Here is an 11,071-nt window from a genome sequence, read left to right on the forward strand (position 1 = left end):
CACGGATAGATATGCACATTGACATTTTGTGCCCTGTTCTTTATACTTGAAGCGGTATAGCATGCTTTCTTATGCTAAATTGTTATTTCTTGTATAATACAGGTCTTTCGAGCTGTGAGGTTGCCAGACCTTGCTCATGAGAGAACGTGGCAATGCCCAGCCCCGGAAATGGTGGGGAGGAAGTAGAAAGGAGGGCGGCGTGACTTCTTCGTGACCTGCGAAGAGGTGAAAGAGCACGTCGCAATATGTGATGGTTTGTCCACGCTGTGGTATGCAATGGGATGTAACCAGACGACCCTGTACGCGCTGTGGCTTATTTGTTCGATTACCGGAATCATCAGAAGCGCTCTCTCAGCCACAGAAGGCTCTCTTAGATGAACGCTCACAACGGAATTCGCCCGCACCAATCGAAGTGACTGGCAGGGATCCTTTTTCGGAGGTCATGCAGGAAAAGACTCCTGCTCCCCTTCCTCTTGTGGAGCCTGTAAAAGAGCGTAAACGAACGACTGAGGCAATGCCTCTCTTTGAGCCAGCACAAGCAACGGCTTCTATGGCGCTCTCTCCTCAAACGCCGAAGTTTGGCCTGATTGGTGAAGAGCTTGCCGAAGGTGGCTCGTTACGTAATGGTCGCTATCTCCTGCGTCGGTTGATTAGCAGGCAGGTCTGGCAGAAGCGGGCCTATGAGGCGTTCTGGCTGGCGCAGGATGTGCAACGTGGTGGGGTGCAAGTCTTTATCAGTGATGTGGGCCTGCCCGCCTACGATACAGCGGCGACGACGGTTCTACGCAACGCGACCAATACCTTTCTGTCGATCGGGCAGCATGCGCGTATTCCAGCTCTGTGGGATGCTTTTAGCGAGCGGCGACGCAATCTGTTTGTTTTTGAGGCAACCGAGGGCATGACACTGCTCTCCTCTATTCGTCAACGCAAACGTGCGCACTCTGAGGCAGAAGTGGTGGACCTCTGTTTGCAGATCCTCGATATTCTTGCTTTCCTGTCACAACAACCTGCACCAGTTGTGCATGGCTGGATTCGACCAGAACATATTCTGCTGAGCGGATCAGATCACAAGAGCTCGTTAATTGGCTTCTCTGTTGTGATGGCCGGGGGCGGTTGGCAATATCTGGCGGGCCTTGAGCGTCTGCGCCTCTCTCCGTATACCGTGCCTGAACTTGGCAATGGTCTGATCGATATTCGTGCCGACCTTTATTCGTTGCTCTCTACCGCCTATTTTGCCGCAACAGGAAGTGTTCCGGCCCGGGTTGCTACCAGCGCAATCGTTCCAAAGATTCGGCGCTTGAATCCCCAACTCTCGGAGGAATTTGAAGAGATTCTGGCGAAGGGGCTCCATGCGCGGGCCTCGCAACGCTATCAGCAGGTTGAGGAGCTTCAACAGGCCCTACAGGCGCTGCTTCCCTCGCTTACTAAGCCTAAAGAGGAAACAGTTGTTGTGCTGCGGGAGCGTGAGAAGCCATCTGTTGAAGATACAGTGGCGCGTATGCTCCCGGAAATGTTTGCGATCGATTTCGATGGTGAGGAGCGCGAGAAGGTTGCGTTGCTACCGAAGCCGGAGGAGCTGCCACCGTTGCGCACCGGGTATGAATGGCTCTGGGCCAGTGCCTGTTTTGGGATGATCCTTCTTGGTCTGGCGTTGCTGGTGGGGATCAGTCGCGGGATGCTGTAATGAAAGAGGCTTGTACTGCGGTACCCCTGACACCGACAGTACAAGCGCCTCTATTGTTCTGGCTTGGTGCCCACATGAATAGCGACCAGTCCGTTGTTCAGGTAGTAATAGCGAACGTCGCTCCAGCCAACCTCTTCCATCAGCTCCTTGAGGTGCGGAGCATCCGGGAAGACCGTCAGGGAATTAGGCAGGTAGTTGTATTCTTCCGGTGCTTTACCAACCAGACGGCCAAGAAGTGGGACCAGCTTATAAAAATAGATATAGAACAATGTGCGGAAGATCTTGCCGGGCGGGTGGGTGATCTCCAGGCAGACGACCCGACCACCAGGGCGGACAACACGCAACATTTCGCTAAAGCCCTGGCGAAGGTTGGTCAGATTGCGGGCAATAAAGCCATGACAGCACCCATCAACACTATTGTCGGGCAGATCGATATGTTCTGCGTCGCCGGTACGGAGCTCAATGCTTTCCTCAAGTCCGAGTCGTTTAATTTTCTTACGGCCCTGTTCCAGCATTTCCGGCACAATATCCATGCCAATCATGCGGGTACCAGGTTTGGCCTGACGAACTACAGTGATAGCGAGATCAGCGGTCCCGGTTCCCAGATCCAGCCCCGTTTCACCGGTAGCTAGAGCCAGATAGCGAGCCGCCCGTTTGCGCCAGTAGATATCCAATCCCAAACTCATCAGCCGATTCATCAGATCATAGACGCCTGCGATGCGGCCAAAGAGACGCTGGACATAAGGGCGCTTTCCCCCGGTCTCGCGAAACTTTTCCTCTAGATTCATAGACGTTTTGATGCTCATTGACATGTATCCTATCGGAGTTGTATCAGCGGTTGCGGACAATCACAAAGTCGACCAGCTCATCCAGGATGTCGCGGTGAGACGAGGGGGCGAAGCTGTAGAGCGCTTCTCGCGCTTTTGCTCCGTGCTCCTCTGCTGCTTCAAAAGATCGATTGATCGCGTCACTCTGAACAACCCAATCAACGACAGAGCGAATCTCGTCTTCATCCTGTGACTGACCGCCTAAAATGTGCTGTATCTGCTGGCGTCGGTCAGCGGACGCGTTTTCTTGTAGTGCGTAAATAAGCGGAAGCGTTACCATCCCCTGGCGAAGATCATTTCCGGCTGGTTTGCCGATGGTTGATTGATCCTGCGTATAGTCCAGAATATCATCAATAATCTGGAAGGCGACGCCCAGGTGCAGGCCGTACAGGTAGAGCTGCTCAATCTCTTCAGGCGAAGCGCCGCATACGGTTGCGCCACCTTTACTACAGGCAGCCATCAGACAGGCTGTTTTATGCTTGATTTTCTCGTAGTAGGTTTCAATCGTGAGATCAATTTGCCCGGCGGTCATCATTTCCAGAATGGTTCCTTCACAGACAGTTGCGACCGTATCTGAGAAGAGGTGATCAATGCGGTGATCCTCAATATCAGCGATCAGGCCTGCGGTTTTGGCGAAGTAGTAGTCTCCAAGCAGTATAGCGATCTTATCTCCCCAGACAGCATTGACGGTTGGCTGTCCGCGTCGGGTTTTGGCTTCGTCAACAATATCATCATGGATCAGTGTCGCTAGATGCAGCATTTCATACGCGACACTCAGTGGTAAGAGCTTTTCGATATTGTAGTTCTTGAGTTTTCCTGCCAGGAGGGTTATTGCGGTGCGAAGCCGCTTTCCTGGGGAGCCCAGGGCATGCATTGAGGCTGAGTTAAGAATGTCCAGCCCGGAGGATGCCCTTTCTTGAAATGTTTTATCTACAAGGTCTAAATCGGCCTGAATACTGGAAAAGAGTCGGCTCAAAGTGGCCGCCGTTGTATTCATCAGGAATTCTCCATTTCGTCTATCTTCTGGCATTGTGCACCTGGCCTGGAGCAGAACAAAGCGCGTGTACGAGGCTCCCTGTTTATCCAGATAAAAAATATAATCCTGTATAGATTATAGCGTGTGCTGTCTATTACAGAATAGGGCCATGTGCAACCGTCATTAGTGTATCACAAGTTGGGCTTTGTATCGATGTTTCGTGGTGTGCCTGCACATGAAATAGGATGGGTGCCCAGAGAACGACTGGACACCCATATGAACAAACCTGAACTTTAAAAGCGTGCGAAACGCGTTGTGAAACGGCTACTGTTTCTCCTCATCCTGAGCATGCTGGCGGCCTTCGGCCCGTTTTTTCTGCTCATGAGAAGGGGAATTTTCTGGCTTATTGTGTCGAACGCCCTGTAAGAGCTCGGCTGTATCCTGCTCGATTTCTTGCCAGAAACGGGCCTGCTTGCGTTGAGCGGGCCGCGAACCCTTTAAAACACGACCACTACTGAGCTGTGTTGTATGCCGTTCCTGTCGTGGTGGTTTGTTCGTTGGTGTCTTATGGTGTGTGGGTTTATGCTGGGAAGAATGCCCGGGATTTTCAAATGTATGAGTAAAGGACTCATAATCTCCCTCGAAGCGCGCAGCATTTTTGGAGGGTCTTCTGTCCTGGTACTGCCCACCGTAAGGGGGTTGGTACCGCGTTTCATGTGACTGGTGCTGACTGCTCCTTTCGTGATATGGGGTATACCCTCCTTTCCTCGGTTTCTGATAGGAGTCGCGAGGTGTCTGTCCTCGGCTATTTGGGTTTGAGGAAAAGGGACTCTGGTAGTTGTTGTGTGGAGATACCGGATTCGCATGATTATGTTGTGGTCGCTGCCCCCGCCTACTGCTACCATACCCGTTATTGGAGGAAGATGCTGACTGTGTCCGACCATTCTGGTAAGGATACATAGAGCCGTTATTGCGCGGCTGATAATCAGCATGTCTGTTTTGAGCGCCCAGGGCCCAACCCCGATCTACAACCTCACGGCTGAGACGTACACGGGTGGGACGCGCTTGCTGCTCATTGCGATACTGATTGGTGGACATATCGCGTGGCGGGCGTTTGTCTTCTCGCCCTGATTTACTGAAATCTCTGGTCATAAATCCTTTCATGCTTTAACTTTGTGCTGGGGGATGTTGTTAAAAGTGGGTGGTTAGTTCGGCTAGCCCCTCCTGCTGCCTCCCATTATCCTTCCACACTATAAGAGACGCGCGTTGGTGGCTACAACGGTTGTGTAGATAGCACGTCTCCTTCAGTATACCACATCCCCCTGAAAGAAGAGAATAGAAACGGTTGGCCCTGACCAGACCGGTTCAGGAGCCACTTTCTTGCTCTGGTTTGGGCTGCTGAAGCAAAGGCACAGCACGAAAATCGCTCTGCGCACTGCCAAACATGGCAAGCCGATGATTGGCCTGTTCATCGGGAAGCAAAGGCCGTAACGTGACGGTGTAATAGTTCCCATTTTCCTCAAAATCCTGTTGCGCCCCCTTCATCACCTCTTTGAATTGCTGAACCTGTTCTGAAGTCAGGAGCAGACCATGTGCCGGCAGGGTAAATTTCAGGCAGCTTGTTTCCAGATTGGGGGTGTTCTCATTTGCGGGATTTTTGCCGCACTCGGAATATGCCGCTTGTTCCGCAGTATACTCGGTGAGTGGCCATGCCGGATGAGAGGCCGTAGGATCAGCGCCATAGGCGCGGCGGATCAGTAGCGCGTAGTGATTGGTTTGATAAGGCTCTGTTGGGCCTGTGAGCGCCTCCGAGATGGCAGTCAGGGCTTTCCCGAGCCGGGTGTATTCATCACGATCCTGCGCGTTGGCCTGATAGTGTCCAAAAGTCCCATACTGCAATTGAGTTTGCTTGCCATTGAAGGCCAGTTGTAGATAGGTTGAGTTTTGATCCTGAATATCAGAGAATTGCTTGCGTGAGAAATCAAACAGGTTGTAGGTGTTGGCAAGTGTATCCAGCAGCGTTTGCAGGCTGTCTGAGGCAAGCTGTCCCTTTTTTTCGACGCCAAGCACGTATGTGCCATCGCTATAAATGCTGATCTGTGGGCTGAAGGAAAGTGTCCCATGCAGGCCGCCGCCGTAGAGCGTGCGAATAATCGGCTGAGCGGGATCATCTGCGTTCAGCATGATCTGCTGGCGTGGTGCGCTTTGTTGTGGTTGGGTGCTGCCCACGACATTGTTTTGCACTGTGGTACAGCTTGTAAGGAGGCAGAGCAAAAAACAGGTCAGAAGAGAGAGTTTCTGCGTTTCTCTATAGCGTCTTTTTAATTGTCTTATCAAGCGTGTCATCAATTATTCACCAGACGGTTTTTTGAAAAAGAGGAGAGTATAACTCTTCCCTTGTCAGTATAGCAACGATGGGAATAAGCATACAAAAGGGTCAATGGCCTCCCGCTAAAGGTGGGCCCATTCCTCTCCCGCCTGAAGACGGGAGCTTCCTGGGCCGGTGAGGTGAAGCTGAGAATGCGGGAAGATCGGAGGTGAGATCTCTTCCCGCATTCCTCCCCTTTTTCTACAACGAGGAAACGCCTCTCTCCGTCTCGATAGAGGGAAAGAAAGTAGTTATTGTTTGGCGAAAAAGCGGTACCCGAGCATCTTATGCACCAGACGGGCTGCCAGAAACTCCGCATGAGCCTGATTGGGCATCGGACAGAGCTCAACAACGTCCATGCCAACGACGGTGGACCGGCGGCATACTTCCCGCACCAGATCGAGAACCTGATACCATGAGAGGCCTCCGGGTTCCGGGGTGCCTACTGCTGGCATTGCGGCAGGGTCAAAGGCGTCAAGATCAAGCGTGATATAGGTATGTTTGCCCAGACGCTCCCAGGGAATTTGGGCCGTGCCACGTGCGATTTCGTAGGCCCAGACGATGGAGACGTTCGGCCTGGTTTTCATAAACGCAACTTCTTCCGGGCTGAAACTGCGAATACCGATCTCCAGTAGGGGAATTCCCATATCAACCACGCGCCGCTCGATACAGGCATGCGAGAGAGGGGTACCTTCGTAGGTGTCGCGCAGGTCTCCATGTGCGTCAATATGGACTACGGTGAGATCCGGGTAGTGTTCATGGACTGCTTGAATGACGGGGGCAGAAAGCGAGTGCTCCCCGCCGAGCGTGAACGGGAATTGTCCGCGTTGCAATACCTCGCGCACTGCGTCGCCGGTGGCTTTGAGTGCGGCTGCATGATCCATACCGCTATAGTCCAGTGGGGCGCGAGTGTGCACGCCTATGTCTGTTGGGCAACAGTCAAGCTCTTCGTCATACAGTTCCATCTGGCCAGAAGCCTCAAGGATCGCTTCTGGCCCTCTGGCGGTCCCCTTCATATAGCATACGCTATATTCGAGGGGAGCAGGAATAATGATAACCTTTGCTTTATCTGGCTCACAATAGGGGGCATCAGGTGCCAGGAATTGAATGCCAGGAGGATTGACCATACCTCAAGACCCTTTACTGTATTTATGCAGGCGTTGATAAATGCCTGGTTGCTATCTAAATAATCGAATTGGGGAGCAAGAGAGGGAGGATGGGAGAAGATACGATGCCTGTATAAATACTCCTCATCCTCCAGTATAGCTAGAATGAATGGCAAATAGAAAATCTGCCTTTCCCTTTGTGCCCTTAGCGTACCTCCGTCGCCTTTTTCCGGCGAGCGGCGAGAGCTGCTTCGAGGCGGGCAGGATCTGGCTCATCAGGGCGGAGTGAGCGCGTTGCCCTGACCACGAAATGGGATTCTACATCGTCAGTCTGGAAAATCTCTTTTGCATATGCTATAGCGTCTTCCTGACTGAATTCTTTGCAGGAGCATATATCGATATCTACTTCGCCATATTCGGGCCAGGCATGCAGACTGATATGGCTTTGCGCGATAACGACAAAACCAGACATCCCCGCATCCAATGGATTAGAAGTTTCAATATCATAGAGGTGGACCGGGCTGACCTTCTCCATTCCAACACGGTCCGGGTACTCAGTGAGAACACGGCGGAGCAGCGGTTCATTCTCCAGGATACCACGGTCGATGTTGTAGAGTTCCAACATCAGGTGTACGAGCATCGCATCTTCCTCCACAAGATTTCGTTACGTGGGTTAATGAATAGGCTAAGTGCCTGAATCATGGTATCTGTCGCATGCAAAAAGCATACGGTTGATATTATATAGTAGTTTGTCAAGTAATTGGCAAAAGAAAAGTGTGAATTTTTTTACCGGGTGCAATAGATCTCTTCCACCTAATAATCAGTTCGACTGCATCCAGAGAACAGGCCTTCTCTCCACCTAATACTCAGTTTATGGTTTCACTAAATAGGAAAAAAAGGTTGTCATTAGGTGTAATAGCCCGCAGAAGGGCCTGAACAGCATCGCTTTTTCCTCTTCTGCCGTTTCTTCCTGTTCGGAAACGGGAATAGATAACTCCGGGATTGGGAGGTATTGGATCGTTGTATCGAGATATGCTGAAGGCGGGCTCAAGCGAGCACAATCTGAGGCATGGCAGGGTATGTTGTCGCTTGACGCTCAAGTATGTGTCGAGTGTGAGGGGACAGAAGGAGGAGGGAACAGAGGCCTCCTCCCTGTTGTCATTATTCAATCATCGAGCGCCTGACCTCAATAATCTGGTCGCGCAACTGGGCTGCTTTCTCAAATTCGAGTTGTTTGGCGGCGGTGCGCATCTGCGCTTCCAGATCCTTAATCAAGCGGATCGCTTCATCTTTCGGGATACCGTTCAGCACTTTAGCAGCAGCCTGTTCATTAGCTTCCTCCGCTCCGCTCATCGCTTTCAGGCGTTCCGAGAGGGTCTTTACTTCTTTCTTGATACCGCGAGGTGTGATATGGTGCTGCTCATTATAGGCGATTTGCAAACGGCGGCGGCGATTGGTCTCGTCGATCGCGCGTTGCATTGAGCCTGTAATGGTATCTGCATACATAATCACGCTTCCTTCAACGTGGCGGGCTGCGCGTCCGATTGTCTGGATCAGGGAGCCTTCAGAGCGCAGGAAGCCCTCTTTATCGGCATCCAGAATCGCGACCAGTGATACTTCTGGTAGGTCCAGACCCTCACGCAGAAGGTTGATACCGACCACGACATCGTAGACGCCCATACGCAGGTCTCGTAAGATCTCAACTCGCTCAATGGTGTCGATCTCGGAATGCAGGTAATGGACCTTGATATTCAACTCCTGCATATAGTCAGCAAGATCTTCGGCCATTTTCTTCGTCAGTGTCGTGACCAGAACACGTTGTTCCTTTTCGACGCGGGCACGAATCTCCGCGATCAGATCATCGATCTGCCCCTTTGTTGGTCGCACTGAGATAGCCGGATCGATCAGACCGGTTGGGCGGATAAGCTGCTCGACAATGGCGGTGCTATGCTCATATTCATACGGGCCGGGTGTGGCCGATACGAAGAGTGCCTGCTTGATCTGACGCTCAAACTCTGAGAACGTCAGTGGGCGGTTATCCAGGGCCGAAGGCAGGCGGAAGCCATAATCAACCAATACCTGCTTACGCGATCGGTCACCTGCATACATGCCGCGAACCTGCGGGAGGGCCACATGCGACTCATCGACCACAAGAAGAAAGTCTTCCGGCATGTAGTCGAGCAGTGTCCAGGGCTGTTCTCCGGGGGCACGTCCCGACAGATGGCGTGAATAGTTCTCGATGCCGGAACAGATTCCTGTCTCACGCAGCATCTCAATATCAAAGTTGGTGCGCTGTTTCAGGCGTGCGGCCTCAAGGAGCTTGCCTTCGGCTTCGAGCTGCTGTAGGCGCTCCTCTTGCTCTTGCTGGATCGACTCAATGGCTTTGTTCAGGCGTTCCTGGGTGGTAACCCAGTGTTTTGCCGGGTAGATATCGAGTCGCTGGCGCTGACCCAGAACTTCGCCGGTCAGCGGGTCAATCTCAGTCATGCGCTCGATCTCATCGCCGAAAAACTCAATCCGTACGGCCAGGTCTTCATAGGCCGGGAAGATCTCAAGCACATCGCCACGAACCCGGAACCGACCACGAGTAAAGTTTGCGTCATTGCGCTCATACTGGATCGAGGTCAGATGGCGTAGAATGCGATCTCGGCGGCGCTCTTCGCCGACTTTCAGGGTAAGAACCACCTGATTATATTCTTCAGGACTACCCAGACCATAGATACAGGAGACCGAGGCTACAATAAGCACGTCGCGACGCTCAAAGAGGCTGCGCGTTGCAGACAGGCGCAATTTTTCGATCTCCTCATTGAGCATGCTTTCTTTTTCGACATAGGTATCTGTACGCGGGATATAGGCTTCTGGCTGATAGTAGTCATAGTAGGAGACAAAGTACTCTACAGCATTATTCGGAAAGAACTCTTTGTATTCGCTATACAGTTGAGCGGCAAGCGTCTTATTGGGAGCCAGTACCAGTGTAGGCTTTTGTACCTGCTCGACCACTTTGGCCACTGTGTAGGTTTTTCCACTTCCGGTGACTCCCAGAAGCGTCTGATATTTATACCCCTTCTTGATCCCTTCTGCCAGCTTTGCAATGGCTTCTGGCTGATCGCCGGTTGGCTGAAAAGGTGCTTCAACTTTAAATTCAGGCATAAAGGTGTTTCCCCGGTCCTTGTGTAGAATATTTTTTCCAGTCCCGTCTATTATATCACTTCTCTGCTCTCTTGCGGAGAGGGAGAATGCATGATATAGAATGCATAGAGCGTCCATACTCTCTTCTCGACGAAAAAAGAGTTTCTTTCTCTTTGGAAGGATGAAAGTATATGAAAGGGACAGATACAATTCGTGGCGTGCTGCTTGATATCGATGGGGTGTTGCATGTTGGTATGCAGCCTGTTGCGGGAGCTACCGAAGCGTTAACCTGGCTTGCCGGCAATGGCTATCGTGTTGCCTTTGTGACCAATACAACTACCATGAAGCGGAGCGCTCTGGCCGAGCGCTTACAGGCAATCGGTTTGCCAGTGGAGGAAGACGCGATCATCACGGCTCCTGTGGCGACTGCCAGCTATATTCGCGCGACCTATCCAGACAAACGCTGTTGGGTGATCTCGAAAGGCGACACTACTGACGATTTTGCCGGTATCCCGTTAACAGAAGAGGATGCCGAGGTTGTGGTAATCGGTGGTGCTGAAGAGCTGCTTTCGTATGAGACAATGAACAAGGCATTTCGCTTGCTGATGAAGGGTGCGCCCCTGCTGGCTATGCATAAGAACCTCTACTGGCGAACGACAGAGGGCCTACAGCTTGATAGCGGCCCTTTTGTTTACGCGTTGGAACAGGCGACCGGAAAGCAGGCGGTTGTGCTTGGCAAGCCAGATCGGGCCTTTTTTGAACAGGCTTTGCATTCGCTCGGGGTTGAGGCCTCGGAGGCGCTTATGCTGGGTGATGATGTCGTCAACGATGTCGCGGGGGCGCAAAAGGCCGGGATTCGTGGTGTACTGGTCTGTACGGGGAAATATTCAGCAGGGACAGCGTTGCCAGAGCATATTCAGCCGGATGCTATTTTGCCCTCAATTGCTGATTTGCCTGCGCTCTTACAGCCCTAAAAAAGGG

General features: G+C 52.1%; 9 protein-coding genes. 2 read left to right on the plus strand and 7 right to left on the minus strand.

The features are described 5' to 3' along the window. Positions 1-247 precede the first annotated feature (247 nt). Positions 248-1,684: a serine/threonine-protein kinase gene (locus KTH_RS29720; protein ID WP_137686229.1), complete on the plus strand. Its 1,437-nt coding sequence runs from the start codon at positions 248-250 to the stop codon at positions 1,682-1,684. Positions 1,685-1,734: 50 nt separating this feature from the next. On the opposite strand, the gene KTH_RS29725 is transcribed toward KTH_RS29720, so the two are convergent. The 7 genes from KTH_RS29725 to uvrB all read right to left on the minus strand — a co-directional run bounded on the left by KTH_RS29725 (position 1,735) and on the right by uvrB (position 10,111). Then, positions 1,735-2,472, minus strand: coding sequence for a ubiquinone/menaquinone biosynthesis methyltransferase (locus KTH_RS29725; RefSeq protein WP_246046366.1), 738 nt, complete (start codon positions 2,470-2,472; stop codon positions 1,735-1,737). 43 nt (positions 2,473-2,515) lie between these two features. Next, positions 2,516-3,508 carry a polyprenyl synthetase family protein gene (locus KTH_RS29730; RefSeq protein WP_170142566.1) on the minus strand — a complete coding sequence of 331 codons (993 nt, stop codon included), beginning with the start codon at positions 3,506-3,508 and terminating at the stop codon, positions 2,516-2,518. A gap of 303 nt (positions 3,509-3,811) precedes the next feature. Further along, positions 3,812-4,639, minus strand: a complete 828-nt coding sequence (locus KTH_RS29735) for a hypothetical protein (RefSeq protein WP_111322232.1) — start codon at positions 4,637-4,639, stop codon at positions 3,812-3,814. 213 nt (positions 4,640-4,852) lie between these two features. Further along, positions 4,853-5,731: a hypothetical protein gene (locus tag KTH_RS29740; protein WP_137686230.1), complete on the minus strand. Its 879-nt coding sequence runs from the start codon at positions 5,729-5,731 to the stop codon at positions 4,853-4,855. Between the two features lie 375 nt (positions 5,732-6,106). Continuing rightward, complete coding sequence (gene speB / locus KTH_RS29745) at positions 6,107-6,982, minus strand: agmatinase (RefSeq protein WP_111322236.1); 876 nt, start codon at positions 6,980-6,982, stop codon at positions 6,107-6,109. A gap of 184 nt (positions 6,983-7,166) precedes the next feature. Beyond that, a complete protein-coding gene (locus KTH_RS29750) occupies positions 7,167-7,586 on the minus strand; it encodes an S-adenosylmethionine decarboxylase family protein (protein WP_497622504.1) in 420 nt (139 codons plus the stop codon). A gap of 536 nt (positions 7,587-8,122) precedes the next feature. After that, positions 8,123-10,111, minus strand: coding sequence for an excinuclease ABC subunit UvrB (gene uvrB, locus KTH_RS29755; RefSeq protein ID WP_111322240.1), 1,989 nt, complete (start codon positions 10,109-10,111; stop codon positions 8,123-8,125). 170 nt (positions 10,112-10,281) lie between these two features. Here uvrB and KTH_RS29760 point away from each other — a divergent pair, with 170 nt between their 5' ends. Then, a complete protein-coding gene (locus tag KTH_RS29760) occupies positions 10,282-11,064 on the plus strand; it encodes a TIGR01458 family HAD-type hydrolase (RefSeq protein WP_497622506.1) in 783 nt (260 codons plus the stop codon). Positions 11,065-11,071 lie beyond the last annotated feature (7 nt).

It is taken from the genome of Thermosporothrix sp. COM3 (genome assembly GCF_059696735.1).

Excerpts from the sequence above, each read along its gene's own strand:
- KTH_RS29725 (WP_246046366.1), bottom strand. The coding sequence starts at position 2,472 with ATGAATCTAGAGGAAAAGTTTCGCGAGACCGGGGGAAAGCGCCCTTAT.
- KTH_RS29730 (WP_170142566.1), bottom strand. The coding sequence starts at position 3,508 with ATGAATACAACGGCGGCCACTTTGAGCCGACTCTTTTCCAGTATTCAG.
- KTH_RS29735 (WP_111322232.1), bottom strand. The coding sequence starts at position 4,639 with ATGACCAGAGATTTCAGTAAATCAGGGCGAGAAGACAAACGCCCGCCA.
- speB (WP_111322236.1), bottom strand. The coding sequence starts at position 6,982 with ATGGTCAATCCTCCTGGCATTCAATTCCTGGCACCTGATGCCCCCTAT.
- KTH_RS29750 (WP_497622504.1), bottom strand. The coding sequence starts at position 7,586 with ATGTTGGAACTCTACAACATCGACCGTGGTATCCTGGAGAATGAACCG.
- uvrB (WP_111322240.1), bottom strand. The coding sequence starts at position 10,111 with ATGCCTGAATTTAAAGTTGAAGCACCTTTTCAGCCAACCGGCGATCAG.
- KTH_RS29760 (WP_497622506.1), top strand. The coding sequence starts at position 10,282 with ATGAAAGGGACAGATACAATTCGTGGCGTGCTGCTTGATATCGATGGG.